Source organism: Bradyrhizobium sp. URHD0069, assembly GCF_000701345.1.
In the GTDB taxonomy this organism is placed as follows: domain Bacteria; phylum Pseudomonadota; class Alphaproteobacteria; order Rhizobiales; family Xanthobacteraceae; genus Bradyrhizobium.
The window spans coordinates 187,046-213,069 of the sequence record NZ_KL370777.1 but is presented as its reverse complement, the minus strand read 5'-3'; the positions used below and the strand labels follow the sequence as shown (position 1 = coordinate 213,069).

At 60.2% G+C, this 26,024-nt stretch carries 26 protein-coding genes and 1 tRNA gene; 20 read left to right on the top strand and 7 right to left on the bottom strand.

The features are described 5' to 3' along the window. Positions 1-476 precede the first annotated feature (476 nt). Entirely contained in the window at positions 477-1,907 is a 1,431-nt protein-coding gene (locus N554_RS0134875) for an ATP-binding protein (protein WP_051677892.1), read from the top strand. 204 nt (positions 1,908-2,111) lie between these two features. Next, positions 2,112-2,188, top strand: a tRNA-Arg gene (locus N554_RS0134865). Here the strand turns inward: N554_RS0134865 and N554_RS39415 are convergent. Continuing rightward, positions 2,139-2,360, bottom strand: coding sequence for a helix-turn-helix domain-containing protein (locus tag N554_RS39415; protein ID WP_245283821.1), 222 nt, complete (start codon positions 2,358-2,360; stop codon positions 2,139-2,141). The two genes, N554_RS0134865 and N554_RS39415, sit on opposite strands and share 50 nt — an antisense overlap. A gap of 146 nt (positions 2,361-2,506) precedes the next feature. On the opposite strand from N554_RS39415, the gene N554_RS0134860 reads away from it, so the two are divergent. The 3 genes from N554_RS0134860 to N554_RS41445 all read left to right on the top strand — a co-directional run bounded on the left by N554_RS0134860 (position 2,507) and on the right by N554_RS41445 (position 4,744). After that, positions 2,507-3,100 (top strand): ArsR/SmtB family transcription factor, encoded by a 594-nt coding sequence (locus N554_RS0134860; protein ID WP_029587677.1) that lies wholly within the window; start codon positions 2,507-2,509, stop codon positions 3,098-3,100. 5 nt (positions 3,101-3,105) lie between these two features. Continuing rightward, complete coding sequence (locus tag N554_RS0134855) at positions 3,106-3,909, top strand: SRPBCC family protein (RefSeq protein WP_029587676.1); 804 nt, start codon at positions 3,106-3,108, stop codon at positions 3,907-3,909. A gap of 661 nt (positions 3,910-4,570) precedes the next feature. Continuing rightward, positions 4,571-4,744 (top strand): hypothetical protein, encoded by a 174-nt coding sequence (locus N554_RS41445; RefSeq protein WP_197033843.1) that lies wholly within the window; start codon positions 4,571-4,573, stop codon positions 4,742-4,744. A 192-nt stretch (positions 4,745-4,936) separates the two neighbouring features. Here the strand turns inward: N554_RS41445 and N554_RS0134835 are convergent, their stop codons facing one another. Next, positions 4,937-5,953, bottom strand: a complete 1,017-nt coding sequence (locus N554_RS0134835) for a SphA family protein (RefSeq protein ID WP_036055100.1) — start codon at positions 5,951-5,953, stop codon at positions 4,937-4,939. Positions 5,954-6,562: 609 nt separating this feature from the next. Here N554_RS0134835 and N554_RS40740 point away from each other — a divergent pair. Further along, positions 6,563-6,814 (top strand): hypothetical protein, encoded by a 252-nt coding sequence (locus N554_RS40740; RefSeq protein ID WP_156042278.1) that lies wholly within the window; start codon positions 6,563-6,565, stop codon positions 6,812-6,814. Between the two features lie 216 nt (positions 6,815-7,030). Here N554_RS40740 and N554_RS0134830 read toward each other — a convergent pair whose 3' ends face one another. Further along, entirely contained in the window at positions 7,031-8,005 is a 975-nt protein-coding gene (locus tag N554_RS0134830; RefSeq protein ID WP_051677891.1) for an HAD family hydrolase, read from the bottom strand. A 94-nt stretch (positions 8,006-8,099) separates the two neighbouring features. Continuing rightward, positions 8,100-9,698 (bottom strand): arylsulfatase, encoded by a 1,599-nt coding sequence (locus N554_RS0134825; protein WP_051677883.1) that lies wholly within the window; start codon positions 9,696-9,698, stop codon positions 8,100-8,102. 168 nt (positions 9,699-9,866) lie between these two features. Here N554_RS0134825 and N554_RS43295 point away from each other — a divergent pair, with 168 nt between their 5' ends. Next, positions 9,867-10,118 (top strand): hypothetical protein, encoded by a 252-nt coding sequence (locus tag N554_RS43295; protein WP_029587672.1) that lies wholly within the window; start codon positions 9,867-9,869, stop codon positions 10,116-10,118. A 169-nt stretch (positions 10,119-10,287) separates the two neighbouring features. Here N554_RS43295 and N554_RS0134810 read toward each other — a convergent pair whose 3' ends face one another. Together N554_RS0134810 and N554_RS0134805 are read right to left on the bottom strand one after the other, a co-directional pair. Then, positions 10,288-11,964 (bottom strand): arylsulfatase, encoded by a 1,677-nt coding sequence (locus tag N554_RS0134810; protein ID WP_156042286.1) that lies wholly within the window; start codon positions 11,962-11,964, stop codon positions 10,288-10,290. Positions 11,965-12,079: 115 nt separating this feature from the next. Further along, positions 12,080-13,018: a formylglycine-generating enzyme family protein gene (locus N554_RS0134805; RefSeq protein ID WP_036055158.1), complete on the bottom strand. Its 939-nt coding sequence runs from the start codon at positions 13,016-13,018 to the stop codon at positions 12,080-12,082. A gap of 356 nt (positions 13,019-13,374) precedes the next feature. On the opposite strand from N554_RS0134805, the gene N554_RS0134800 reads away from it, so the two are divergent. The 6 genes from N554_RS0134800 to N554_RS37050 all read left to right on the top strand — a co-directional run bounded on the left by N554_RS0134800 (position 13,375) and on the right by N554_RS37050 (position 17,654). Next, complete coding sequence (locus N554_RS0134800) at positions 13,375-13,647, top strand: hypothetical protein (RefSeq protein WP_029587669.1); 273 nt, start codon at positions 13,375-13,377, stop codon at positions 13,645-13,647. Positions 13,648-13,847: 200 nt separating this feature from the next. Beyond that, the gene (locus tag N554_RS37055; protein ID WP_197033842.1) at positions 13,848-14,108 is read left to right on the top strand and encodes a hypothetical protein; all 261 of its coding nucleotides are present in this window, start codon (positions 13,848-13,850) and stop codon (positions 14,106-14,108) included. A gap of 225 nt (positions 14,109-14,333) precedes the next feature. Further along, positions 14,334-16,235, top strand: coding sequence for a sensor histidine kinase (locus N554_RS0134790; RefSeq protein ID WP_029587667.1), 1,902 nt, complete (start codon positions 14,334-14,336; stop codon positions 16,233-16,235). Continuing rightward, positions 16,232-16,849 (top strand): response regulator transcription factor, encoded by a 618-nt coding sequence (locus N554_RS0134785; RefSeq protein ID WP_029587666.1) that lies wholly within the window; start codon positions 16,232-16,234, stop codon positions 16,847-16,849. The genes N554_RS0134790 and N554_RS0134785 overlap by 4 nt, the downstream gene beginning before the upstream one ends. Positions 16,850-16,913: 64 nt before the next feature. Then, positions 16,914-17,291: a response regulator transcription factor gene (locus N554_RS0134780; RefSeq protein WP_029587665.1), complete on the top strand. Its 378-nt coding sequence runs from the start codon at positions 16,914-16,916 to the stop codon at positions 17,289-17,291. 54 nt (positions 17,292-17,345) lie between these two features. Further along, on the top strand, positions 17,346-17,654 hold the full coding sequence (locus tag N554_RS37050) for a hypothetical protein (RefSeq protein WP_156042277.1): 309 nt from the start codon (positions 17,346-17,348) through the stop codon (positions 17,652-17,654). A 134-nt stretch (positions 17,655-17,788) separates the two neighbouring features. Here N554_RS37050 and N554_RS0134770 read toward each other — a convergent pair whose 3' ends face one another. Continuing rightward, positions 17,789-18,310 (bottom strand): GNAT family N-acetyltransferase, encoded by a 522-nt coding sequence (locus N554_RS0134770; protein WP_029587663.1) that lies wholly within the window; start codon positions 18,308-18,310, stop codon positions 17,789-17,791. Positions 18,311-18,525: 215 nt separating this feature from the next. Between N554_RS0134770 and N554_RS0134765 the strand changes: the two genes are divergently transcribed. The 7 genes from N554_RS0134765 (at position 18,526) to N554_RS39405 (ending at position 25,972) form a co-directional block, all read left to right on the top strand. Continuing rightward, positions 18,526-19,659: an AI-2E family transporter gene (locus tag N554_RS0134765; RefSeq protein ID WP_051677880.1), complete on the top strand. Its 1,134-nt coding sequence runs from the start codon at positions 18,526-18,528 to the stop codon at positions 19,657-19,659. 91 nt (positions 19,660-19,750) lie between these two features. After that, positions 19,751-21,940, top strand: a complete 2,190-nt coding sequence (locus N554_RS0134760; protein WP_029587661.1) for a DUF3141 domain-containing protein — start codon at positions 19,751-19,753, stop codon at positions 21,938-21,940. Positions 21,941-21,969: 29 nt separating this feature from the next. Next, the gene (locus N554_RS0134755) at positions 21,970-22,941 is read left to right on the top strand and encodes a phosphate acetyltransferase (RefSeq protein WP_029587660.1); all 972 of its coding nucleotides are present in this window, start codon (positions 21,970-21,972) and stop codon (positions 22,939-22,941) included. 5 nt (positions 22,942-22,946) lie between these two features. Next, positions 22,947-24,164 (top strand): acetate/propionate family kinase, encoded by a 1,218-nt coding sequence (locus N554_RS0134750; protein WP_029587659.1) that lies wholly within the window; start codon positions 22,947-22,949, stop codon positions 24,162-24,164. Further along, positions 24,161-24,952 carry an enoyl-ACP reductase FabI gene (gene fabI, locus N554_RS0134745; protein ID WP_029587658.1) on the top strand — a complete coding sequence of 264 codons (792 nt, stop codon included), beginning with the start codon at positions 24,161-24,163 and terminating at the stop codon, positions 24,950-24,952. The genes N554_RS0134750 and fabI overlap by 4 nt, the downstream gene beginning before the upstream one ends. Positions 24,953-25,032: 80 nt before the next feature. Next, complete coding sequence (locus tag N554_RS0134740; protein WP_051677879.1) at positions 25,033-25,491, top strand: potassium channel family protein; 459 nt, start codon at positions 25,033-25,035, stop codon at positions 25,489-25,491. A 241-nt stretch (positions 25,492-25,732) separates the two neighbouring features. Next, positions 25,733-25,972, top strand: a complete 240-nt coding sequence (locus tag N554_RS39405; RefSeq protein ID WP_081851569.1) for a hypothetical protein — start codon at positions 25,733-25,735, stop codon at positions 25,970-25,972. Positions 25,973-26,024: the final 52 nt, after the last annotated feature.

Here is a 26,024-nt window from a genome sequence, read left to right as displayed (position 1 = left end):
GGTAAGTCCGATGATGCTGGTCGGCCCAAAGCGGGCCATTTCGGCCCAAATAGAGCCGCCCCGGTCGAACCGGGTCATCGCGGACAATTGCCGCGGCTTATACGGGAGCGACCGGTTTTCGTCAATCTGCCGCTCGTCGCCATTGAGGTGCCACGAAATAGTGCAATTCAAGCGGATACATCAATGTTTGCGGTGTTTTTGCGCGCGAGGATGGCAACTCGGTCTGCCGCGCATTAGATCCGGAACCGGCATACATTATCGAACTGTAATTTGACCGGTTCGGGAACAGAACGCATCCTGAAACAGAGCGCGATCAGCAGAAATGGGCACTGGTTTTGGGTCCGGTCGCGCTTAAAAACTTGGTTGCCGCATGATCTTGCCGTTGAGCCGCCAACCCTTGGCGGATCATGCGCTGGCCATCGAAGGCAGATATCGTGGCCCTGACCGACGAACAGCCGACAACGGGACCGCGGCCAATGCCGTCGCGCCGCCTCGGTCTGTCGGGCAAGCTGTTGCTGCTCACCATTCCGCTCGTCATGATCGCGGAAATACTGATTTATGTGCCCGCGATTGCCAATTTCCGGATGAACCGGCTGAACGACCGGCTGGCGGCGGCGAACACCGCGGCGCTGGTGCTGGATGCCGCCCCCTCGGGTATGGTGCCGGAGTCGCTGGCCCGGCAAATCCTCGGCAGCATCGGCGCGCGCGCAGTCGCGATCAAGATGGGGCAGCAACGCCGGCTATTGGCCTCAGCCGGTTTGCCGCCGGCGATCGACCACGATATCGATATGCGAACAGAGACGGCGTGGTCCGCGATCGTCAATTCGTTCGAGATCATGCTTGAAAGCGGGAACCAGGCGATCCGCGTGGTCGGTCCGACGCGCGGCGGCGGGCAATTCATCGAGGTCGTGATCGACGAAAAGCCGTTGCGTCAGGCGATGTACCGGTTTTCCCGCAATCTGCTGCTGGTCTCGCTGGTGATCGCGATCCTTACCGCGGGCCTGGTTTATCTGGCGCTGCATTATCTGTTCGTGCGGCCGATGCGGCGTCTGACCGCGAGCCTTGTCGGCTTCCACGAGAATCCCGAGAGTTCGGCGCGGATCATCGCGCCCAGTCAACGCAGCGACGAGATCGGCGTCGCTGAACGCGAATTGTCCGACATGCAGCGCGATCTGGCGTCGATGCTGCATCAGAAGAGCCGGCTCGCGGCACTCGGGCTTGCGGTGTCGAAGATCAACCACGATCTGCGCAACCTTTTGGCGTCCTCGCAACTGCTTTCGGACCAACTCGCCAGCGTGCCCGATCCGCGGGTGCAGCGCTTCGCGCCGAAGCTGATGCGCTCGCTGGAACGCGCCATCGCGTTCTGCCAGTCGACGCTGTCCTATGGCCGCGCGCAGGAGGCTGCCCCCGACCGCCGGATGATGCTGGTCGAGCCTGTGGTCGCCGAGGTCCGCGAATCCGCCGGGCTTGCATCGGATGTGTCGATCACCTGGATCAGCGCGATCGAGCGCGGGCTGACCATCGATGCCGATCCCGATCAGCTGTTTCGCGTGCTGCTCAATCTGGTCCGCAACGCGGCGCAGGCGCTCGAGAGCCGTGCGCGGAGCGACGCCGCCCAGCAGATCCGCATCACCGGGCGGCGCGAAGGCGCGGTGGCGATCATCGAGGTTTCCGACACCGGCCCCGGCGTTCCCGCGAAGGCCAGCGAGCATCTGTTCGAGGCGTTCCAGACCTCCGGCAGGCCCGGCGGCAGTGGGCTCGGCCTCGCGATCGCCGCCGAACTGGTCCGTGCCCATGGCGGTGAGATCAATCTCGTCGAAGGCACCATCGGCGCGACCTTCCGGATCGCGATACCGGACCGGCCGGTGGAACTCCTGAGCGTGCGCAACCAGCGGGCGCGGGCTTAACCGCCTGGTGTCATTGGCTCGTTTTGCGGGCTTTTTGCCCGATCCGTCTGCGCTGATCGACCTTCAGATGCCGCGTTGCGGAGCTTGCCAAGCCGGGCGGGAGCCGGTAGCTATGGCGCGCTTTCGCGACCTCTGAACAGTTTTCGCAATTGCATGGATGCGGCATCGGCGGGCTTTGCGCCCTTCGAAACGTCAGCGAAAAACGCGCCCGTAGCTCAGCTGGATAGAGCACTAGACTACGAATCTAGGGGTCAGGAGTTCGAATCTCTTCGGGCGCGCCACTTCGGTATAGAAAGTCCCGGCCGCCGCTGTCGGCCTGACGCCGCCATTCGTCCGCTCGAACAAGGCAATCCCGAGCTGCTCCTCCAGATCCCGGACTCTCCGGCTGAGATTGGACTGCTTGAGAGCGAGCAGATCCGCTGCTTTGCGGAAACTGCCACAGCGTTCCGCCACCTCAGCGTACCGTAAATGCCTAAGCTCAATCGACACGTGACTCTGCGCTTCCAGCAGCCGTCTGTCTGCAATCTGAGGCCGCCGCAGCTATTGACAAATTTGGTCGTCAATGGCATTGACAGGAAAATTTGTCAATGTGGGGCGGCATGCTCGATATCGAAGTCATAGATCGGCCGAGCGCGGCCGCCGCCGCGTTGGAGCCCGTTCGGAGCCAACTTCTGGCTGAACTGCGGGAGCCCGCCTCGGCCGCTACCCTCGCTACACGGCTCGGTCTCAAGCGGCAGAAGATCAACTACCACCTGCATGCTCTGGAGGAGCACGGGCTTGTCCAAGTTGCTGACACGCGGAAGTGGGGCGGCCTGACGGAGCGGCTCATGGTGGCGAGCGCCACCGCCTATGTCGTCTCGACGAGCGCGCTGGGCCCGGTCGGCGCCGATCCGGATCGCACCGCCGACCGCCTGTCGGCGAGCTACCTCATCGCGCTCGGCGCTCGGCTGGTGCGGGAGATCGGGGCCCTCCAACGCGCCGCCGTGGATGCCGGCAAGCGCCTGGCGACCTTGGCGATCGACACCGAAATCCGCTTCCGCTCCGCCGCCGATCGCGCCTCGTTCACGCGTGAATTGACTGAGGCCATCACCACACTCACGGCACGCTATCACGACGAAACCGCGCCGCAGGGACGCTCCCATCGCCTTGTCGTGACGGCGCATCCTTCACCGGCCAATCCGCAAGGAAGGTAGTTTCAATGCCAGTAAAAAAAGATGCGACCGGCAATCGCTCAGTCGAAGCCGAAGTGGATATCCCCGGTACACCAGAGGAAGTCTGGAACGCGATCGCAACGGGACCTGGAATCTCTGCATGGTTTGTACCGAGCGAACTCGAAGGCCGTACCGGAGGAACCACCGTTTCGCATTTCGCTTCCGATGGAAGCATGGATGCGGTCGCCACCATCGCAGCTTGGGACCCGCCCAAGCGATTTGTCGCAAAAGCACCGGGTGCGTCGGGAACGGTAGCGACGGAGTGGACCGTCGAGGCAAAGTCCGGCGGGCTTTGCACCGTTCGCGTGGTCCATCGGTGGTTCGCGAGTTCCGATGATTGGGATGATCAGTTCGAGGGCCACAGCTACGGATGGATCTCCTTCTTCCGCCTGCTCCGCCTCTACCTCACGCATTTTCCCGGGCAGCACGGCTCGGCTTTTCAGCTCCTGGTCCCGTCTTCGGAACCTGTAGCTGATGCATGGCGAAAGCTGGTTGAACCCTTGGGCCTGGCGAATGCGACTGAACAACGGCGCGTGGTCACACCTTCGGACACGCAGGCACTCGAGGGCGTCGTCGAACGAACAGGGCCGCAAGACCATCCCGAGTTGGTGGTCCGGCTGGACCAGCCCGCGCCGGGCTTCGCGCACCTCTTCGCCTTGCCGATGGGCGGGATGACATTCCTGTCCGTGCGGTTCTTCCTGTTTGGCGACGATGCAACGAGCATTGCAAAACGGGAGGAGTCAATGTGGCGAACCTGGCTTGAAAAGCACTTCCCAACTCCCGCGCAGTAGGAACTGACCCGTCCTGCTACCGTCTGGTCTAGGCGCAGTTTACGAGCGAGTGCGCTTCTCAATCTTCCTTGCGCGCCGTTTGCCTCGGGCAAGGGCTGAGCCTCGTGCTCGACCGCGGTTGCTCTCAAGCTGATTTACAAAGATAAAGAACCGGCGTCCTGATGTTGTGCGATCTGTGGTTGGGCACGGACATCGAAATCTGCGAGATCAACACCTACGGCGCTCGACACGATCTTCAAACGTGGTCCGGCAGCGAGGGATAGCAGTGCAGCACCCTCTTCGCTCTGGGAGCTATTCCGAGCGCCCCAAGCCCTTCTCAGCTAACGTCTTCACGCTCTGTAAAAGTATCTGCAGAGCGTGAACGTCTTCCATTTCGTCCGATCCATCTACGAGATTTAGAATATTTCGTAGAGCTTCCTCTGGTGTCATGGCGTGACCTCATGTTCAAAAATGTCTGAACAAGCGTCCAAAGTGGATCGAAAGAGCCGGAAGAGACGGCGCCAATTGCCAATGTATGCAACGACCTTGACCGGTCGCAAGATATTGAATGACGATAAAAAGGCCCGTAGTTTATCTTCATCCTAGCTTGACTACCCAATCTTACAAACATTTCACGGAACAATCCGGTTGAAATTGGTTTTGGGCGGCTCACGTAAGCCGTATGAGTTCGTCTGATATTTTCCGTGATAACGCTGAGGACTGTGCCTTCCTTGCCGAACGCGCTGAAGACGAAGAGACAAAATTAGCCTTTAAGCGTATGGAAGAGGCGTGGCGCACCCTGGCGCAAGAGCAAGACCGCCTGAACAAGAAGACAGCAAAAAAGCCGCCCAAGTAAGGCGGCAGTTTTTTGCAAGTGTTGATTGCTAGACGCTGTTGCGCAGGAACACGCCGAACGAGGCGCCCGCGACGATGCAGACGAACGCGATAAGGCTGGTCAGCAACGGGCTGATGATTTGTCCGCGGCGCCGCTGAGGGTCTTGCGCAAGATCACTCTTCGAGAGCCGGCAAGCCGGCGCGTTGGATGATCCTAATATTTTCTGACGATCGGCTTTGTTGTCGGAGGCGGAGCGGGCGCGGGCGGCGAGATGGCAAAGGTCACCCAGGTATTCCAGCCACGGGGGCGATTCTCTGCGGCAAACTCTCCGTAAGCCTTTAAATTGAGATAGCCCTGCATGTCGCCGACCGGAAACAGGAACCCGATCTGGGGACCGACGCCAACCACCTGGGACCGGAAGCAGCCGACACGGTCGCCTGAACCGCTGTCGCAGCCAAGCTCCTTGTAGACATAGCCCACGAGACCAACCATGACCTCCTTCGTAAGGAACTGCGATGCACCCCAGTCGAAGTGCATGTCGACGCCACTCTGATACTGCGTCGCTGTATTCTTGAAATTGTAGGTGAAGCCGAGCACGCCGGAGAATTCATGGCCGGTTTGCGGATTGAAATAGGTGTAGCCGCCGCCGGCGTCGATCGAGCCGTGTCCGATGCCCAGATTTGACAGACGGTCGGATTGGTAAGCGCCAACCGGGATGTTGCCGGTGACATAGCTCATGTAATTGTGGACGCCGGCATTCCAGCGCAAGGCGAATTGCGGCACCAGATCCCCAAAGCCCCATGTCGTGTCGCTGATGGTGTCGGACCGCGCGAAGGGGACGCTGTTGCCGAACGGGCCCGTGATCACTCCTGACAAGGTCCCCGCCAGGCTGGTGCCCACGACGCCATAGGCTGCCAAGAGTGACACCGACGCCTGGCCGCCGAGCACCGGCGTCGCGAATACATAGCTCGGGGCCACAAAGCCAAGATTGCCGGTGGCGTTGACATTCAAATTCAGATTTGCGTTTACCGTAAGGTTGGCCGGAATCCTGCCGAGAGTGAATTCACGCGCACGCGCGACGTCGGCGCCGGCGGATACGGAGGTATGGTAGTAGATCGTCGCCAGCGACCAACCCGGCTGCTGTGGCGTGGCCGCGAGGCTTCCAAAGAAGCCAGGGACCCAGAAGCTGATGCCGTTTTCGTCGGCCAACGCACAATTGGAAAAAAACATGATCGCGGGCGCCAGGACGATTGCAGCAACGCCAAGTCTGCGTCGATGTGCTGAGATTGGCCGCCCGCTTTTCGCCGCAGTCAGTGCAATTCTCGCCGTCATCTTGTGCCCTGTAAGTGTGTCGCCTTCCTATCTTCCTCTAGTATGTCGCCTTCCCATAAAATTCGGGAACATCGTACCCCTGGGGCAAACGGGGCTCACCAAGTAAATTCAGCCGGGGTTCAGTTGCCAGAAAAAAGATGAATACTGCGACCAAAGAGCCACAGGCGCTACAACAGGAATATGGCCGGGTAGCAGGACGATTCAGTCGCAGCACTATGGTTTCGGAAGGCTGCTGAACAAGGCGACGCCGTTGCCGAGCTTCAGCTCGGGAACCAATATGCAAACGGTGAAATAATACCTCAGAGCGACTGCCCCATGCGAGAGCCCGCCGAAGGCTCGATCGCATATTGATGACGGCCGGAGCCGTCAGCACCAGCGAGAAGACCATCGCTGCGCGGTTAGCTCCGCTTGGCACCACTATGGCACCCGTCGGCCAAATCGCAGCTAACAAAGGTTTTATTGGTGATGGTGCGGCTGTCTCTTATCTAAGCAGCAAAGGAGACAACCATGAAACTTATGGCAATTGCACTAGCCTCTGCGTTTGCGCTCTCCAGCACCTGCGCATTTGCCCACACAGTTCGTCACAAGTCGAAAGTCAGAACTTATCCCATGTATAGCGACGCGGCGCCGCCAGTCGTCTCGTATCCGAATTATGGCAATCCGAACGGCAATTTCAGCGGGTACGGGAGCCGCGACATGTGGGGCCGCTGGGGCGCCTATTACGGGCCCATGATTCCCTCAGGCGCCGGCGGTAGATGAAAGTGCTGCGGTAAATCTCCTTCTCTCTGCGACGAACGTTCGTACCTGCAAGATGAAGGTCTTCGCCCAAAATGAAATTTCCGTGGCTTCGGCGTGTGACCCCACGATGTTTCACGTGGCGAGATCGACGGCGATGCCTATTGGGACGGCGGCTATATGGGAAACCCGGCACTCTTCCCGCTGATCTACAACGGCAAGAGCACCGACATTTCGCCACTAATCAACTGGAAAGATCCTCTTCCAGTCCTTCTTCATGTCGACCACGGTCCACTTGTTGATGGCCGCAGCGTCCAGCGCTTTGTCAAGCCGCCCGAAATGCGAGTGGCGGTCATAGGCATATTCGCGTTCGGCGTCAGTATGGTGGACGATCAGGCCGAACCGCGCACCACCGGTGAGCGTCGTCCATTGCAGCATTTCGAGATCGCCATCGGAGTTGCCGAAGGCCGCGATCGGGCGGCGCCCAATGTGCTCGTTGATGCCAATCGGCTTGCCGGTCTTGTCGTCGATGAAATTGACCTCAGGCAGGCGGACCAGCACTGGCGTCGCGTCGCGCATCTCGAATCGCGTTTTGATGGACGAGCCGACAACCTGCTCCGGCGGCACCCCGTAGATCCGCTCGGTCCACGGCCGCATGAACTCGATGCCGCCGCCTGATACGATGAAGGTCTTGAAACCATTGGCGCGGAGGTACGCGAGCAATTCCAGCATCGGCTGATAAACGAGCTCGGTGTAGAGGCGCTTGAAGCGCGGATGGCGCGCAGTCGCGAGCCAGTCGGAGACGATCTTGGCGAATTCATCCGTCGTCATGCCGGCATGCGTCACCAGGACCAGTTCCACCAGTCCACGCTCGCCGGATTCGGCCAAGGTCTTCATGTCGTCCTCAAGCACCGCCTTGAAGGGCTGCTTGTCCTTCCACTCCGGATGCCGGGGAGCCATGGCTTTCACGCGGTCGAGCGCGAAAGCCAGCTGCACGTACATCGGCTGCTCGATCCAAAGGGTGCCGTCATTATCGAAGGTCGCGATGCGCTGCTCGACCGGCACGAAGTAAGGCTCGTTTTGCGCTGTGACGCGCGCGACGAAGTCGAGGATCGACGATTTGGTCACGCCGTCGTTCCAGGACGGCAGCGGATCGCGTTGCGCTTGCGCCACTGCGGAGGTGGAATGGAGCGAGGCGGACAGGACCGGAAGCATCGCCAGCGACGAGAGAAGGACGCGGCGATTGACAGCAGGAAAACGGATGATCGGTTTCATGGTGCAATCCCCTCGGCCGGAGAATATGCGTCGGTTAGTTATTGGATGGGGGGTTCCGGAGCTTCTCCATCGCCTGGTCCACGGAGAATGAGCCCGGCTTCTGGCGCGGCGGAAATTGCTGGAAACTTACGAGATGTTGCGCCACAAGCGATTGCGCCGGCAGTAGCACGAAGGCATGCTCGACGAACCATCTCACGTAGTCGCCGGCTTCGTGCTGGGCCCGCTCGAACGGATCGGAGCGGAGGTTGAACAGTGACGGCAGCCGGAGCGGCACCAGCGGCTGTGCCCAAACATCGAATCCATGGGCCTTCTGTTCCATAAACACGGCTTTCCATTGGTCGTAGCGAAGACCGGCGAGGTTGCCGTCGTCCGTCCAGTAGAAGAATTCGCGGCGCTTGTCGGCGCCCTTGCGGGCGAGGAGGTCGCGCTGGTCGTAACCGTCGAGGTGAACCCTGAAGTTTTTGCCTGCCGCATCGTAGCCGACCAACAGCTTGCTCTTGATGTCGGGCTCGCCGGCCGCGGCGACCAACGTGGTTGCCCAGTCCTCGGCTGAGAAGATCTCGTTGATCTCGGTGCGTGGCGGCACCAGGCCGGGCCAGCGCACCATCGCCGGGACGCGATAGCCACCCTCCCAGTTGGTGTTCTTCTCACCTCGGAAGGGCGTCGTGCCGCCGTCCGGCCAAGAGAATGCCTCCGCGCCGTTATCGGTAGTGTAGATCACGATCGTGTTGTTGGCGATGCCGAGATCGTCGAGCTGTTTCAGCAATTGTCCGACTTGCCCGTCATGCTCCACCATGCCGTCAGGATAGATGCCAAGACCGGTCTTGCCCTGCGATTCAGGCTTGAGACGCGTCCAGATGTGCATGCGGCTCGAATTGAACCAAACAAAGAAAGGCTTCTTGTCGCGATTTGCGCGGTCGATGAAATCAACTGATGCGCGAAGGAATTCCTCGTCGACTGTCTCCATGCGCTTTTTGGTGAGCGGTCCGGTATCCTCGCACTTTTGTTTGCCCCACGGGCCGAACCGGGGATCGTCACCCGGCGTATCGACGGTGGTTGCGATGCATTTCAAGACGCCACGAGGACCAAACTGCGCCCTGAACGCGGGATTTTTCGGATAGTCCGGATGTTCCGGCTCGTCTTCGGCATTCAAATGATAGAGGTTGCCGAAGAATTCATCGAAGCCATGCACCGTTGGCAGGAATTCATTGCGATCCCCGAGATGGTTCTTGCCGAACTGCCCGGTCGCGTAGCCCTGCGGCTTGAGCAAGTCGGCAATGGTCGGATCCTGTCCCGACAGGCCTTCCTTCGCTCCCGGCAGGCCCACCTTCAAGAGTCCTGTCCGCAACGGACTTTGGCCAGTGATGAACGCCGCGCGGCCTGCGGTGCAGGATTGCTGACCGTAATAGTCGGTGAAGATCGCGCCTTCGTTGGCGATGCGGTCGATGTTGGGCGTGCGGTAGCCCATCATGCCGCGATTATAGGCGCTGATGTTCCAGTACCCGATGTCATCGCCCATGATGACGAGGATGTTGGGCTTTGAGGCTTGCTGTGCCGAGGCCGGCGAGATCAGCGCGGTCGCGGCGGCAAATGATGTGAAGAGACCGACACAAGCGTTCCTGACGATGCTCATGATAAATCAACCTCCCGATTCACTCTCCATCCCGATCGCACCGATGTGCAGTCCTCAGTAGCAGGGCGGATAGTCCTTGCTGAACACCGAGACGGTGGCGTTCGGCGGATCCTTGGCAAAGCTCTCATCGCTATCATTGTCGGCGACCATTCCTCCAGCAGATGAGTCGTGAGCGAATGCCCTGCCGCCCGCACCGGGCGGTCCGCGAAGACGATCGAGTTGGGCGCCACGCCGGTGAGTGTCAGTTTCCCGCCCTGCAGGCCCGCACCGTTGGCGTTCAAGACTATCAACGACGGCACAATCTCCGGCTTGGCTTGGCCGATCGTCTTCTCCAACGGCACGTGCTGCGGCGTCGAAGGCATGGTCTGGGCCAGCGCCTGTGCTGCCCCGCAGAGCAGGAGGGCGATGATCATGCAGTGAGTTCGATTCTTCATGGTCATGAGCAACTCCATACTTTACTGCCCAAGCGCATAAGTCAGGTTCACGGTCTCTCGAAGGGATGGCACGGAAAGCGCATTGATCGCTTACCTGTCGTGGGCGGACGCCCAGTGGGGCGCCCGCATGTTCACGTCATGCTCGTCTCAGGCGGCTAGTCGCTCGCGTGACTGGCATTGGCCTTCTTGACCTGCTCCAGGATGGCGCTGAGGTTGTAGCTCTCGGGAGCCTGCAGCGGCGGGAACTTCTCATATGACGACAGGTGCTCCAGCCACAGTTGTTGGCCGATCGGCAGCATGTTCCAGTCGTAGAGGAACGCGGTCACTGGGCCGCCGAGCGCACCGCCCATGCTCATCGCCGACTTCTGGTCGATGCCGACATTCTGCTCGAAGGGATCGCGCTTGATGTTCTGGACCAGAGTGAAGTGGAAGGGCACGAGCGGCATGATCCATCCGGCCGGCCCGGGCTGCGACATGGTGTAGTACATCTTCCAGTTCTTGTAGCGCACCGCCGACGGCGTTGCGCCCGAGAAGTAGAAGAAGTGGTTGCGCGCGGACTTTTCGGACTTGCCTTCGAGGTACTCGCGCTGGTCGAAGCCATCGAGCGTCGTCTTGACGATGCCGGGGTACCGCCCTGCCTCGATCTGCTGCTTCAGCTCGTCACCCTTGGGCCCGCCGGCGATATCCACCAACGTGGGAACCCAGTCGAGGGCGGCGAACAGCTGGTTCTTCACCGTGCCCGGCTTGATGACGCCCGGCCATTTGATCACCATCGGAGCGCGGTAGCCGCCTTCCCAGGCCTCGCCTTTCTGCCCCTTGAACGGGGTGATGCCGCCGTCCGGGAAGCTGATCTGCTCGGCGCCGTTATCGGTGGTGAAGACGACGATGGTGTTGTCGGCCTGGCCCATGTCCTCGAGCTTCTTGAGGACGAGACCGATGTTGTCATCCATCTGCTTCATGCCGGCTTCGTTGACGCCCCAGTCCTTGCCGCCGCGCTCGCCCACCATGGCCTCGTACCTCGGCGACAGCACGGTCGTGACGTGCATGCGCGCCGGATTGTACCAGACGAAGAATGGCTTGTTGGTCTTCTTCGGGTCGTTGCGATCAAGGAAGTCGACGACCTTCTCGGAGATTTCCTCGTCCACCGTCCTCGAGCGGTCCAGCGTCAGCGGCCCCTCGTCGCTGCACATTTGGTTCCTGCTCGTGCCGTCCGAGGACTTGCACGACAGGATGTTGCGCGGGGGCGTGAGACACAGCGTGGTCTTGGGATCCACCGCGCCGGGCACTTCCGGCACGCCGGGGATCGGCGTGTTCTTGCAGGGCGGTGCAACGGTCTGCTGCAGCGGAGTCTTGTTGATGTCCGGGAAGCTCACCTGCTGCATCGCGTCGAGGTGGTAGAGATAGCCCCAGTATTCCTGGAAGCCGTGTGCCGTCGGCAGGGCATCGGTGTGGTCGCCGAGGTGGTTCTTGCCGAACTCGCCGGTTGTGTAGCCGAGATCGTACAGGAACTGCGCGAGCGCCGGGGTGCCGGGCCGCAGGTAGGACGGGCTGCCGGGGAGCTGCGGCGGGATCATACCAGTGCGGAGCGGATACATGCCGGTGAAGAATGCATTGCGCCCGGATGTGCAGCTCTGCATGGCGACGTAATCCACGAATATCGCGCCTTCGTTGCCGATGCGATCGATGTTCGGCGTTTCGCCGACCATCAACCCGCGGTGATAGATGCTCGGCTGCATCCAGCCGATGTCGTCACCCATGATGAAGATGATGTTGGGTTTCGGCGGCGGTTGCTGCGCCGTTGCAGGTGTGCTGGCCGGTCCGGACATCGACATCAACATCGTCGCGCCAAGCAGCGAAGCGCAGGATCGCTTATGCCAGCCCGCCGCCTCGCGTGGCGCGGTAGGGATAGCAGACGATTTGTCCTTGAGTAGGCGATCAAGCATGACGTCACTCCCCTGTTAATAATGCATCAGAGGCTCCTCGCATGATGCATCGAAAGCCAAGGTGACTCGTGGATGTGTCGACCGGCTCCGCGTGGCGCGCAGCCGGCCGGTAGCGCCGGCAGTAGTTCGGCGCGCACAAATGCGAGCCGCCTTTGATGACCTTTTGTGGAATCTTCACATTGGTCGTTCGGGGGTCGTAGCTTCCATCCTCGCGCCCGCCGCGCGGGTTCTTCGGGATGCAGCACGCCTTTGGCGCATCCGCTTCGTGCCGCGGCGAGTACCAGTCGGCCGTCCACTCCCAGACATTGCCGACCATGTCGTACAGACCGTAACCGTTCGGCGGAAACGCGGTGACCGGCGAAGTACGTTCGAAACCGTCGGCATTGATGTTCTGGCGTGGAAATTCACCCTGCCAAGTGTTGGCCATGTGACGGCCATGCGGCGTGAACTCATCGCCCCACGCGAATTCGGCGCCGTCAAGCCCGCCGCGCGCCGCAAACTCCCATTCCGCTTCGGTTGGCAAATCCTTGCCGACCCATTTCGCGTAGGCGAGCGCATCGCTGAAGGCCACATGCACCACCGGGTGATTGCCGAGCGCATGGATGTTGCTTCTAAGTCCGTAGGGATGCCGCCAGTCGGCCCCCTTGGCGAAGGTCCACCACTGGCTGAAGTCGCGGAGGTTGACTGGATGGTTCGGCGGCAAGAACATCAGCGAGCCCGCATAGACCATGTGCGGCAGCATGCCGGGATAGTCTTTCGGGTCGGGCGTGATCTCGGCGACGGTAACGTGGCCTGTCGCCTTGACGAATTTCCTGAACTGCCGGTTAGTCACGGGATGGCGGTCCATCCAGAAACCGTCCACGGTGACGCGATGCGCCGGCGCTTCTTCCGGATAATGCTTGTCCGATCCCATGCGGAAAGTGCCGCCGGGTATCCAGATCATTTTATCGGTATCTGAAGGACTGTCACTGGTGACATCGGACGTAAGCTTGGTCGCAGGGTGCGCTGTCATCAAAGCGTTACCTCCCAACCGATGCATCGACGTGCATCTGAGCGGAAATACCCTACGTAGGAGAACCCACTGCCGCTATTGGACCGTGGTCCAACATCGCGCGCGGAATCTGTGCGGTCCCATCGGTAGCCCTTGTTGAGTCCGCGGACGGCGCAGCGCGATACAGGCTTGCCCTCAGGGCCAATGTTGCGCCGTTGATTGCGCGGACAGAATACGACCCAGTTTGGCACCATCGCTTGAACGTGAAACAGTCGAGCCGCAACTCGTACCCTTGAAGAGGTCAGAACATGATCAGCCTGACCGTTCGGCGGAAGATCATGGGGATCGCGGTCGCATTGATTGTGCTGATGATGGCTGTTACCGCCGTTCTGTCGATGGCGTCGGTCATACAGGTTGGCGGCCAGCTGGATGATATTGGTGATGCCATCATGGCGTATTGGGTCCTCCATTTGCGGACCATGCTGCGCAAGCATCGCCTTGATAAATTGATCCTGCGTCCGCCCGGCGAGGATTGGGACAGCTCCCGGCGGCTTGAGCAGAAGGAACGCGCGAACGTGTAAGTCCATCCAAAGACTTGATCGGAGAAAACGCCATGAACCCAATGCCATTCGCCATCGTTGGCCTTTCGTTGTTTATCAACCCGGCTTTGGCGCAGACGCAGCTTCCGCGGCCAACGTCCGTACCACCCGCGGCGGAATCCGCAGCTAGGGCAGCGTTTGGCGTTCTGCCTGGTCGCTGGGTCAGGGTGCAGGGAGGCTATGTGATCACGATCAATTCGGTAGACGCCGATGGCCGGCTTGACGCCAGTTACGCCAACCCTAGGCCGCTGCCCTTTCATACGGCCGTGGCTACCAGCGATGGCAACAGCCTCAAACTGTTCTTTGAACTGCGCGCCGCGGGCTACAACGGTTCGACCTATACGCTCAGTTATGATGCAGCGAATGATCGGCTAACGGGCATCTACGATCAGGTTGTCGTCAAGCAGAAGTTCGAGGTTGTCTTCGTGCGCTCCAAATCCTGACACACTGAGCATGTTATCATCTGGCAGCGGCTAAATTGGCTACAATTTTACGAGGCGGCGTCCATCCCCTATGCGCGGCCGGCAACATTGTGCGGGCCCGCTCAGGCAAAAACGTTTCCCATTTTATTCATAAATTGCCTGTCGCGAGAGGGAGCGCGCGCTGCTAAAGCGTGGTAAGGTTGCATTCGATCATTCGAACGGCGTACCTCCAGGCGCCAGTTCTTTGTGAATTTTTACTGGTATATTTTTGGCGTGGCGGCATTCTCCGGAATGACAAGGACGCGCATAGTTTGGTGGAGCTTGGTGCTCCTTTTTCTGTTCGCGGCGGAATCGCACGCCGCTGAGCCTCGACGCGTCCTGATGCTGCATGCTTTTGGTCACGCCTACTCGCCGTGGAGCGATATGGCTGCGAGTTTTCGGGCCGAGATCATCAAGAAGTCCCCGCAGCCGATAGACCTCTATGAAGTTTCGCTTGATACAGCCCGCGTCCAGGATTCCAGGGAGGACGCACCTTTCGTTGAATACATCAAGGCGTTGCTTTCTGGGCGCCCACCCGATCTGATCGTGCCGGTCGGCGCTCCCGCGGCATTCTTCCTGCAGCGGAATCGGCCACAGCTGTTTCCAAAGACGCCCATGCTGATTCTCGGAGCTGATGTCCGTCGCATTCCCGGCGCGACACGCACTGAGTACGATACCGGCGTGCTGCTGGATCTCGATCTTCCAGCCTATTTGACGAACGTTCTGCAACTGCTGCCTGAAACGACGGATATAGCCGTGGTGGTGGGAAATTCCCCGGTCGAAAGATACTGGGCTTCGGAACTCCATCGTGCCTTTCAGCAATTTGCGGATCACGTGAATATCACCTGGTTCAACGATTTGACGTTGGGCGAAATGCAGGAACGGGCTGCCAGGATGCCGGCGAAATCCGTAATTTTCTGGTTTCTGCTTTCGGAAGATGCGGCCGGGGTTCCATATTCGGAAGACCGCGCATTGGAGACGATGCGGGAAGTGTCTGCCGTGCCAATTTTTGGGATGGGTGATTATCAAATGGGTCGAGGCATCGTTGGCGGCCCCTTGATGCAAACCAAGGCTCTGGGCCAGCAAGGGGCGGACGCAGCTTTGCGAATACTGAAGGGGGAGACGCCAAGCGCCGTCGATCCGCCATCGGTGTTGTTCGGACCTCCGGCCTATGACAGCCGGGAACTGCAGCGCTGGGGCATCAGCGAAGCCCAACTGCCGTCGGGCAGCATCGTGCTCTTTCATCAGCCGACCATCTGGGATCAGTATCGCTGGCCGATCGTTGCCGTCGCGACGATCATTCCACTGCAGTTTATCCTTATTAGTTACGTTCTTTTTCAGGGCCGACGTCGCCGAGAGGCCGAGGCTGAGGCCGCCCTTCAGCGCAAGGAAGTCGAGCATCTGATGCGCGTGTCCGTGCTCGGTGAACTGTCCGGCTCGATTGCGCACGAAATCAACCAGCCGCTCACTGCAATACTGTCAAACGCGCAAGCGGCCCTCCATCTGCTGGCGCAGAAGTCGCCGGACCTGGTCGAAATTCGCGACGCCCTCGAGGAGATTGTTCATGAAGACAATCGAGCCGGCGAGGTTATCCATCGTCTCCGCGGTCTTCTGAAGAAGGGCGAGCGGAAAGTGGAAAACGTCAACATCAGTGACCTTGTCAGGTCGACGATCAGCTTGCTGAACAGCGAACTGGTTGGCCGCGATATCAACGTCAGGCTTGATCTGGGAAACAGCGCGTTTCTGGTGCAGGGCGATCCTGTTCAACTGCAGCAAGTCCTGCTTAATCTTGTCATGAACGCGATGGATGCCATGGCCTCGACCCCGATGGCTCGGCGGCTTATCCTGATCTCAACTCGCGGGGCGCAAAATGGAATGGTAGACGTTCTCGTGAAGGATCGCGGACACGGCATCCGTCCAAAGGAAAACGGCCGTGTGTTCGAGCCGTTTTACACCACCAAGGACCATGGTCTTGGCCTGGGTCTGGCACTCTGTTCGACGATCATACAGGCGCATCAGGGGAGGCTTACTCTGGTCAACGATGAGGGCGGGGGCGCCATTGCAGGATTTTCGTTGCCAATCCAAGAGCCGGCAATCGGTACTGCATGACGGACAAATTCACAGTCTATCTTGTCGACGATGACCCCGGAGTGCTCAAGGCGCTGTCGCGACTGCTCCGCGCCAAGGGCCATGACGTCAAGCCATATTCTTCGCCGCAGGTATTCCTCGAAGAGCACGACGTGGGCGTTCCCGGCTGCGCCGTGCTGGATGTTTCGATGCCCGGTCTTGATGGTTTGGAGATTCAGCGCGTGCTGACCGTAGCCAACGGCTATCATCGTCCTGTCGTGTTCGTCACCGGCAAAAGCGACATTCCCACCAGCGTGCGTGCCATGAAAGCCGGTGCGATCGATTTCCTGACCAAGCCCATAAAGGACAAGGATTTGTTCGAAGCCGTATCCCGTGCTGAAGCCAGGGACGCCGAGTCGCGTCGGCTTCATTCCGAGTTGGAATCGATGCAGGCGAAGGTCGGCACCCTGACACCGCGCGAACGCGAAGTGCTGACGCATGTCGTGGCGGGGCGGCTCAACAAGCAGATTGCCGGCGATCTGGGTACGGTCGAAAAGACCATCAAGGTCCACCGCAGTCGGATGATGGAGAAACTGGGCATTCGTACCGTTGCCGATCTCGTTCGCATGGCCGAGAAGCTCAATCTCTCAAGATAAGGAAGCGTACCTATTGGCCCAAGGGCCAACTCGACGGGCGCCCTGCGCACCGCAATAATCCTTCATGGCGGAAGCTTCCCCATGGATTGCTATTGTGGACGATGATCCGGCTGTGCTCAAGGCCTTGAGCCGGTTGCTGCGTTCGCACGCTTTTCATGCCCGGACGTTCGGATCGGGACAGGAATTTCTGGCGGCGTTGCCAGCTGATGTTCCCGACTGCCTGATTGTCGATTTCCAGATGCCTGAGATGAACGGTTTGGAGCTTCAGCGGCATCTCGTAAGCAGCGGTGTAAAAATTCCGACAATCCTGATCACTGCGCACGGCGACGTCGCCTTGTGCGATCACGCAGGGCTAGTTGCCAGTCTCCGGAAACCGTTGCAGCAACAGGCCCTGTTTGAAGCTCTCGACAGAGCGGTCGGCGGCTCGCGCGGCGCCGGCTAGTGATTGTTGCAGGCTCCGCTTCATGTGGCGGACGAGAAGAGGAGGAGTCACGAGATGCCTATTTCAATCTCCATGATTGTCGTGAGTTCGCAACTGGTCGTCACAGTCGCCGATAAGGTGCCAACATTCGACATCGCCCGGAGCTGCAAGCTCGACCTGGCCGCGACGGCTGGGCTCGCAGTGGATCAGTCAGTAAAAAGGTGCGTTAGCGATGAAAAGACGGCGCGTCAGCAGTTGGCGAGCCAATGGTCAAAGTTCTCTGGTTCCAGCAAGGCGGAGTGCATCCCGCAGGAAAGCATCGGCGGCACGCCGAGCTATGTCAGTCTCTTGACGTGCCTGCAGATGGGGAAGTCGGCCCGCTGACGATCCCGGGGCTGGCATTGCTTCCGGGATCGTATGCCGCCTGACAGGTTCACTCGGGCAGCTGCGACGGTGCCGCATCGGGCGCGGGCGAACCGAACCGATTGCGCCGCCGAACTGCGTTTCAACAACTCAGCTCAAACCAGCTGCAGCGTCAGATGCGCGACCTGAGGGTCGCGTTTCGAATCGGGCCGGAAGCCGAACTTCTTGAACACTTTCAGCATTGCGGTGTTCTCGGGCAAAACCTCCGCAATCAGCTCTTTGAGACCCGCGTCGCGCGCCAAAACAGCCAGATGCCGCATGAGGATCGTTCCGATGCCCTGGCCTTGATACGCATCGACTACCATGAATGCTATCTCGGCCTGGCCGGGACGGACAACGATATAGCGTCCGCCGCCGGCGATCGCCGGGCGTCCGTCCTCATCGATTTGCGCGACGAGGGCGACATGATTTTCGAAATCGATGTTGAGGAAGAAAGCCATCTCTTGCTCCGAGAAGCCTTTCTTTGGCGCAAAAAAGCGCCGCCGGAGTGACTGCGTGCTGGTCCGTCCGATCGCGGCGAGCATTTCGGCCCTATCCTGGGGACGAAGCGCACGGATTTCGACCGTACGACCGTCGCGGAGGCGCTCGACAACCGAATAGTCCGCGAGTCCAGCCATGAGAATGGTTCCGGTCTCCTCACCAGCAGGCGGTTCTGCCGGCATGGGTCCTTCGCAGACAGAATGATCCCGCCGTGGTGATGCTTGATCTGGATCAAGCACGAGCTTGCACTGGCGCCACTAGGTTCGAGAAGGGAAGCGACGTTCTGACGTGTCGAATCGGTCCGCGATGTCGTCGTTGCGCGCGCCAATGAGGCGGGCGGGATACTGAAACCATGGCCCTGAAGGCATTTCGGCAGACCAAATCCGGTGACGAGATCATACAGCTTGCAGTCCGCCTCGGTCTGCTGGCCTTCTTGCTCTACTGGTCGTTCGTCCTTGTTCGTCCCTTCATTCCCATGCTGGTCTGGAGCATGGTCCTGACTGTAGCCCTGTACCCGGCGTACAACTGGCTCTCGGTGCACCTTGGTGATCGGCCGAAACTGACGGCCGTGATCATCACGATCATCAATCTGGCGATCGTCATCGGACCGGTGACATGGCTCGGGGTCGGCTTGATCGATGGCTTGCAAAGTTTCGCGAGCCAGCTCGGCGCGGGCACCTTGCCCATTCCGTCCCCTCCGGACGGCGTCAAAGACTGGCCGATCGTCGGTGCGCAGATTTACGACCTCTGGAACCGTGCTTCGACTAATCTCAGTGCTGCGTTGCTCGAGATAGCCCCGCACCTGAAGCCTTTGGCTGGTCCGGTACTCGCCTTTGCCGGCAGCGCGGGCCTGGGAACGCTCAAATTTGTTGTGTCGGTATTGCTGTCCGGATTCTTGTTCCTCTATGGCCCGAGCTTCGTGGCGGCAACCAGAAGGATTCAGGCGCGTCTCGTGACGCAGCGAAGCGAGGATTTTGTTGCGCTGGCTGGGCTGACGATACGCACGGTGTCCCAAGGCGTAATTGGCATTGCTGTCCTTCAATCGCTGCTGGCCGGAATCGGATTGAAACTTGCAGGTGTGCCTCACGCGGGCGTGTTGGCGTTCGCCGTGCTGGTTCTTGCGATCCTGCAGATCGGGTCGGCGGTCGTGCTTATTCCCGTCATCATATGGATTTGGGTGACCAAGGATTTTGCGCTGGCTCTCCCGATAACGATCTACCTGTTGATCGTGGGTCTGGCTGACAACGTCATGAAGCCCTTGCTCATGGGACGCGGGCTGAGCACACCCATGCTTGTCATCTTCATCGGCGTTTTGGGCGGGATGCTAGCGCATGGCATCGTCGGTATGTTTGTCGGGCCGATCATCCTGGCAGTGGCCTGGGAATTGATGATGGCATGGATTCGCGACGATCAGGCCGCGGCCGCCTCGCCTGATGCAGAGCTGGGCACAGAGAAAGCCGCTGGCCTGAACGTGACGACGCGGTAGGCGAACGCCGGGTTCCCTTGACCTATGTCAAAGGTCTCTTCCGCGCCCGCGTGATCCTGATCGTGGGCTGCAAGCAATGAGAGATTTGAAGATGTCTACCGACAAGCAGGCAATCCCGGGCGACGCGCTGCCCGGGCTTTTTGCATCCGCCTTTGAATATCTGGTGGATACCGGGCAACGCAGCGTCCTGTTCCTCGATGTCATGCGTCAGCGCGGGGTTCAATACCGCGAACATCTGGCCGAAACGGCGCCTCATGTTCTCGACTATGCCGTCGAATTGATCCTCGACGGCAGAACGCTTCACCGGCCGGTAAATTATGGGCTCGTGCGCGTCGCTCCGCCGCGCGGGGTGGAGATTGATACTAGACGCCGTCCGTTCGTGGTGGTCGATCCTCGCGCAGGCCACGGGCCGGGGATCGGCGGATTCAAGGCGGACAGCGAGATCGGCGTGGCGATGAACGCCGGCCATCCCTGTTACTTCATCGGCTTCCTGCCCGAACCGGTGCCCGGCCAGACAATCGAGGATATCGCGAGAGCGGAGGCGGTCTTCATCGAGAAAGTCATCGCCCTGCACCCGGACGCCGACGGCAAGCCGTGCGTGATCGGCAATTGCCAGGCCGGCTGGGCGGTCATGATCCTGGCCTCACTGCGACCGGAATTGTTCGGTCCGCTCATCATCGCCGGCGCGCCGTTGTCCTACTGGGCCGGCGTCCGCGGCAAGAACCCGATGCGTTATTCGGGCGGCCTGCTGGGAGGAAGCTGGCTGACCGCGCTCACCAGCGATCTCGGCGGCGGCAAGTTCGACGGCGCATGGCTGGTCCAGAATTTCGAGAACATGAATCCTTCGAACACGCTCTGGACCAAGCAGTACAATGTCTATTCCAAAGTCGACACCGAGGCAGATCGCTATCTCGAGTTCGAGCGGTGGTGGGGCGGACATGTCAACCTGAATGCCGAGGAGATCCAGTTCATCGTCGATGAGCTGTTCGTCGGCAATAACCTTGCCGCGGGGCGCATCAAGACATCCGACGGCCAGGTTGTCGATCTCCGGAACATCCGTTCGCCGATCGTGGTATTCTGTTCAAAGGGCGACAACATCACGCCACCGCAGCAGGCGCTTGATTGGATTCTTGATCTTTACAGCGATGTCGACGAGATCCGGGCCTACGGGCAGACCATCGTTTATACCGTTCACGAAACGGTCGGGCATCTCGGAATATTCGTCTCGGGCGGCGTCGCCAAGAAAGAGCACAGCGAATTTTCAAGCAACATCGACCTGATCGACGTGCTCCCGCCCGGACTGTACGAGGCTACCTTCGAAGCCAAATCGGCCGAAACCATCAATGCGGAGCTGGCAGGCGGGAAGTGGATCATGCGCTGTGAGCGGCGCACGCTGGACGATATTCGGGCGATGGGCGGCAACACGGCGGAGGACGAGCGGCGGTTTGCCACCGCCGCCCGGGTGTCCGAGATCAATCTCGCCAACTACCGGAATTTCGTGCAGCCATGGGTCCGCGCCGCAGTTAGTCCGCAACTGGCGGAGTGGATGCGCAAATTGCATCCGCTCCGCGTGTCGTACGAGGTCTTCGGCGGCGATAGCGCGGCTATGAGGGGCGTGGCTGAGGCGGCTGACAACGTTCGCGAGCACCGCAAACCGGCGGCAGAGGACAATCCATTGCTTGCCTTCCAGGAGACCCTCTCGAAGAACATCGTCAATGTTCTAGACCAGTGGCGCGACACGCAGGAAGCTCTCAGCGAGACGCTTTTTCTCAGCATCTACGGATCTCCCACGCTGCAGGCCGCGGTCGGAATCAAGCCGGATACGGAAGTGTCGCCCAGGCGGGAGATGTCGCCCGAGCACCGCGAGCGTCTGGAGGCGCGCATCGCGGAACTGAAATCGCAGATCGGCAATGGCGGTCTCAGGGAATGCGCCATTCGTGGCCTGCTTTACGTCGGCATGGCCCGCGGAATGGTTGATGAGCGGAGCCTCGAGGCATTGCGGCGAGTTCGCGCGAGCCGCGCCGGCTCGCGCCTCACGCTTGCCCAGTTCAAGACGATCGTGCGCGAGCAATTCTTCATGCTGCTGCTGGAGCCGGAAGCGAGCCTCGCCGCTATCCCAAAATTGCTGCCGTCAAGTGAAGACGAACGGCGCGCCGGTCTGGATGCCATCCGTGGCGTGCTGTCCGCGAGTGCGGAAATCTCCGGCGAAACCGCCAGACGGCTTGATCGAGTGACACAGCTGTTCGGCCTGGCCGGCGAACGGCAGGCGAAGGCGTCATAGGCCGGTGTGAGATGATTGGGAGTTCGATGATGAGGATTGCATCTCTGGAAGCGGGCGAAGCCAAACCCGGTGCCAAATACGACCGTCTCATCGCAGCAGCGAAAGCGATCCCGGCGGCGGCGACCATCGTTGTGCATCCTTGCGACGAAAGCTCGCTACGCGGCGTGGCCGACGCGGCCGAAGCCGGCATCATCAAGCCGACACTTGTCGGGCCAGCTGGAAAGATCAAGGCCGCCGCGTTCAAGCACAACATCGATATCAGCGGATTCGAGCTGATCGATGTCCCTCACAGCGAGGCCGCTGCAGCAAAGGCCGTCGAGCTGATTCACGCGGCCAAGGGCGAGATGCTGATGAAAGGCAGCCTGCACACCGACGAGCTCATGCGAAGCGTTACCGCAAAGGCAGGTGGGCTGCGCACCGAGAGGCGGATCAGCCATGTGTTCGTGATGGATGTTCCTGCCTACAGCGAGACCGTGTTCATCACCGACGCCGCGATCAATATTTTTCCGGACCTCGATGGCAAGCGCGACATCGTGCAAAATGCCATCGATCTCTATAACCAGGCCGGTTTCGGCACATTGCCCCGGGTCGCTATCCTCTCGGCGGTCGAGACTGTCACCTCCAAGATCCCGTCGACCATCGAGGCTGCCGCGCTCTGCAAGATGGCGGACCGCGGGCAGATCACGGGCGGGCTGCTCGATGGACCGCTCGCGTTTGACAACGCGGTGGATATGGAAGCGGCAAGGATCAAGGGAATAAGATCGGAAGTGGCTGGGCGCGCCCAGATCCTGGTGGTGCCGGATCTCGAGGCCGGCAACATGCTGGCCAAGAATCTGGCGTACTTCGCCAAGGCGGATGGAGCCGGCATCGTGCTGGGCGCCCGCGTTCCGATCGTGCTGACCTCGCGGGCCGATTCACCGAGGGTCCGCATGGCATCCTGCGCGGTTGCAACGCTCTATGCCGACGGACGGCGACGCCACGCTCAGACAGTCGCCGCGTGACTGCCATGGATACGATCCTCGTCGTCAACGCCGGCTCCTCAAGCGTGAAGTTCCAGGTGTTCGCTCTCGACGGCGACGGCAGGCTGCGACGAGAGATCAAAGGTCAGATGGACGGCATCGGCAGTCGTCCCCGGTTACGCGCAACTGGAGCAACGGGCGATACACTGGCGGACCGGGCCTACCCGATCGAGAGTGTTCAAGACGTTCCGGGGGCACTGATGCTCGCGAGCGCCTGGCTGCGGGACGAACTTCAATTGAGCCCGCTCGCGGTCGGCCATCGGGTCGTGCACGGCGGCCCAGATTACGATCGGGCCGTGCTGATCGACCATGGCGTGATTGCGCGTCTGGAGCGTTTCACGACGCTCGCGCCGCTGCATCAGCCCCACAATCTGGCGCCGATCCGCTCGCTGCTGGCCAATTTTCCCGCTCTGCCTCAGGTCGCCTGCTTCGACACCGCCTTTCACCGCGACCACGACCAGGTTGCGGACCACTACGCCATACCTCGCGGGCTGCACGATGAGGGAATCCGGCGTTATGGATTTCACGGTCTTTCCTATGAATATATTGCGAAGACATTGCCACAGGTAGCGCCCGATATTGCGAAGGCACGGGTCGTCGTTGCCCATCTGGGGAGCGGCGCCTCCATGTGCGCCATTCACGGCGGGCGCAGCGTGGAGAGCACGATGGGCTTCACCGCCCTTGATGGACTTCCGATGGGAACGCGGACCGGCCAGATCGATCCCGGAGTCATTCTGTATCTTATGACTGCAAAGGGCATGTCGCCCCCCGAGGTGCAAAATTTTCTATACCGCGATTGCGGGCTAAAGGGACTTTCCGGCATCAGCAACGACATGCGGGAACTTCAGAACAGCAGTGATCCCCGCGCGGCTTTTGCCATCGACTATTTTGTCTACCGGGTTGCGCTCCATGCCGGAATGCTGGCGGCCGCCTTGCAAGGCGTTGATGCCTTTGTCTTCACCGCGGGCATCGGCGAAAACTCTGTCGGCATTCGGGCGAGGATCGCGGAACGGCTCGCATGGCTCGGGGTGACCCTTGATCCGACGGAGAACGCCCGGCACGCGCTGCGGATATCGCGGGCGGATAGCCGCACTCCCGTCTACGTCGTTCCGACCGACGAAGAGTTGATGATTGCGCAGCACACATTGTCGCTGCTGTTGAATCGGCATTCGTCCTCCCGTCCAAAACGTGAGAGAGCGTCATGACAATTCCGGTATTTCCAGAGACCAAGGTTGCGCTGAAGGGACGAAAAGGCCTGATCGTCGGAATCGCCAACGATCAGTCGATCGCGTGGGGATGCGCCAAAGCGTTTCGAGCCTTGGGCGCGGAGCTGGCAGTCACCTATCTGAACGAGCGGGCCAAGAAGCACGTCGAACCGCTGGCGAAGGAGCTTGAGGCGCCGATCTTCATGCCGCTCGATGTGAATACCGAAGGGCAAACGGAGCAGGTGTTCGAACGTATCGAAAAGGAGTGGGGCCGGCTCGATTTTCTGCTTCACTCGATCGCGTTCTCTCCGAAGGAGGCACTGCACGGGCGCGTGGTCGATGTTCAGCGGGACGGCTTCCTCAAGACGATGGACGTTTCCTGCTGGTCGTTCATGCGGATGGCGCATCTGGCGGAGCCGCTGATGAAGGACGGCGGTACGCTCTTCACCATGACCTATTACGGCAGCCAGATGGTGGTGCAGAACTATAATGTCATGGGGGTTGCCAAGGCGGCACTGGAAGCTGCGGTCCGCTACATTGCAGCCGAGCTCGGTCCCAAAGGCATCCGGGTGCACGCGATTTCGCCGGGACCGCTGGCAACGCGCGCGGCTTCAGGAATCCCCGAATTCGATGAGTTGATGGACAAGGCGCAGACCAAGGCTCCCGCACGGAGCCTCGTGAGTATCGACGACGTCGGTGCGGCGACGGCTTTTCTGGCGCTCGACGGCGCAAAGCTGATTACCGGCGGCGTCATATATATCGATGGCGGATATCACATTATCGACTAGGGCTTGGCCTCCTTGGAGCTTAGCCAAATTCGGACGCCCACATTGCTAGGCAGAACGGCCCCATCGCCGGAGGCATCCGTATGTTGCGTCAATATTTCGTGGGTGCTGCCGCCAGCGTTTGCAACATTGCGATCCATGCCTTGGTGATGGTGGCGGTAATAAAGGTGGCACGCACCGCGGATGAATTGGCAACGTCACGCCAGACGCTTCGATTGATCGTGCTCATGATTGCCACCGTGACAGTCTTGATGATCGCGCACCTTGCCGAGGTTCTCGTCTGGTCATTGATTTACGCGACCGTCAGCGCCGCACCTGCAGGCACTGATGTCATTTATTTCGCCTTTGTGAACTACACGACACTCGGCTACGGCGACGTCACCCCGGTCGAGCGCTGGAACTTGCTTGGGCCAATGACCGCGATGAATGGCGTGTTGTTGTTTGGCTGGTCGACGGCGGTGATTTTTGAGGTATTGCGGAGGGCGCTGATGGCCAGCGGGGACGAGCGGGAAAAACGAGAGAAACGATGGCGGCCCGAGTAGTGCGGGCACGCAACTGACAAGACGGTGGGGCGCCTATGTCCTTTAAGAGTTTCTGGCGCGTGCTTCTTCCGTATGAAAGGGCAGGGCGCGGTAAGGTCAACGAGAGACCTTGATCTGTATCAATCCTGCTGCTGGGCCTGCCCTCAGTCTCGCGTCTACGGTCTGAATTGGCCTGGAGAAGGCTGCATCAACATGCAGATCGCTCCAGAGGATCGTTAGAACTCCGACATAGGAGACCAAAATGAAACTCCCGATCGCATTTTCGGCATTACTGCTGATAGCTGGCTTCGTAACCGCAAGTACGGAACAGGCTGGCGCCGTCGTATACTGCCAATACGTCAGTTATCCTGCCGGCTGTGTCGCTAGACCGGGCGTCGTGCTGCGCCCACGGCCGGTCGCGCGAGCTGCGGCGCGAGAGGCGGTACGGCCTGGAACGCCGATGAACCGTGGCGGTCCGGTGGATCGCGTCGGCCGGCGCTGATCGGGCCTTCGGGCAGGACGCGTGGTGCATCGAGCAGCGTCGCTCAATTGAC

Bases quoted from the DNA above. Each gene is read 5' to 3' on its own strand.
- N554_RS0134875 (WP_051677892.1), top strand. From the start codon at position 477: ATGCCGTCGCGCCGCCTCGGTCTGTCGGGCAAGCTGTTGCTGCTCACC.
- N554_RS0134860 (WP_029587677.1), top strand. From the start codon at position 2,507: ATGCTCGATATCGAAGTCATAGATCGGCCGAGCGCGGCCGCCGCCGCG.
- N554_RS0134855 (WP_029587676.1), top strand. From the start codon at position 3,106: ATGCCAGTAAAAAAAGATGCGACCGGCAATCGCTCAGTCGAAGCCGAA.
- N554_RS41445 (WP_197033843.1), top strand. From the start codon at position 4,571: ATGAGTTCGTCTGATATTTTCCGTGATAACGCTGAGGACTGTGCCTTC.
- N554_RS0134835 (WP_036055100.1), bottom strand. From the start codon at position 5,953: ATGTTTTTTTCCAATTGTGCGTTGGCCGACGAAAACGGCATCAGCTTC.
- N554_RS40740 (WP_156042278.1), top strand. From the start codon at position 6,563: ATGAAACTTATGGCAATTGCACTAGCCTCTGCGTTTGCGCTCTCCAGC.
- N554_RS0134830 (WP_051677891.1), bottom strand. From the start codon at position 8,005: ATGCTTCCGGTCCTGTCCGCCTCGCTCCATTCCACCTCCGCAGTGGCG.
- N554_RS0134825 (WP_051677883.1), bottom strand. From the start codon at position 9,698: ATGAGCATCGTCAGGAACGCTTGTGTCGGTCTCTTCACATCATTTGCC.
- N554_RS0134810 (WP_156042286.1), bottom strand. From the start codon at position 11,964: ATGTCGATGTCCGGACCGGCCAGCACACCTGCAACGGCGCAGCAACCG.
- N554_RS0134805 (WP_036055158.1), bottom strand. From the start codon at position 13,018: ATGATCTGGATACCCGGCGGCACTTTCCGCATGGGATCGGACAAGCAT.
- N554_RS0134800 (WP_029587669.1), top strand. From the start codon at position 13,375: ATGATCAGCCTGACCGTTCGGCGGAAGATCATGGGGATCGCGGTCGCA.
- N554_RS0134785 (WP_029587666.1), top strand. From the start codon at position 16,232: ATGACGGACAAATTCACAGTCTATCTTGTCGACGATGACCCCGGAGTG.
- N554_RS0134780 (WP_029587665.1), top strand. From the start codon at position 16,914: ATGGCGGAAGCTTCCCCATGGATTGCTATTGTGGACGATGATCCGGCT.
- N554_RS37050 (WP_156042277.1), top strand. From the start codon at position 17,346: ATGCCTATTTCAATCTCCATGATTGTCGTGAGTTCGCAACTGGTCGTC.
- N554_RS0134770 (WP_029587663.1), bottom strand. From the start codon at position 18,310: ATGGCTGGACTCGCGGACTATTCGGTTGTCGAGCGCCTCCGCGACGGT.
- N554_RS0134765 (WP_051677880.1), top strand. From the start codon at position 18,526: ATGGCCCTGAAGGCATTTCGGCAGACCAAATCCGGTGACGAGATCATA.
- N554_RS0134760 (WP_029587661.1), top strand. From the start codon at position 19,751: ATGTCTACCGACAAGCAGGCAATCCCGGGCGACGCGCTGCCCGGGCTT.
- N554_RS0134755 (WP_029587660.1), top strand. From the start codon at position 21,970: ATGAGGATTGCATCTCTGGAAGCGGGCGAAGCCAAACCCGGTGCCAAA.
- N554_RS0134750 (WP_029587659.1), top strand. From the start codon at position 22,947: ATGGATACGATCCTCGTCGTCAACGCCGGCTCCTCAAGCGTGAAGTTC.
- fabI (WP_029587658.1), top strand. From the start codon at position 24,161: ATGACAATTCCGGTATTTCCAGAGACCAAGGTTGCGCTGAAGGGACGA.
- N554_RS0134740 (WP_051677879.1), top strand. From the start codon at position 25,033: ATGTTGCGTCAATATTTCGTGGGTGCTGCCGCCAGCGTTTGCAACATT.
- N554_RS39405 (WP_081851569.1), top strand. From the start codon at position 25,733: ATGAAACTCCCGATCGCATTTTCGGCATTACTGCTGATAGCTGGCTTC.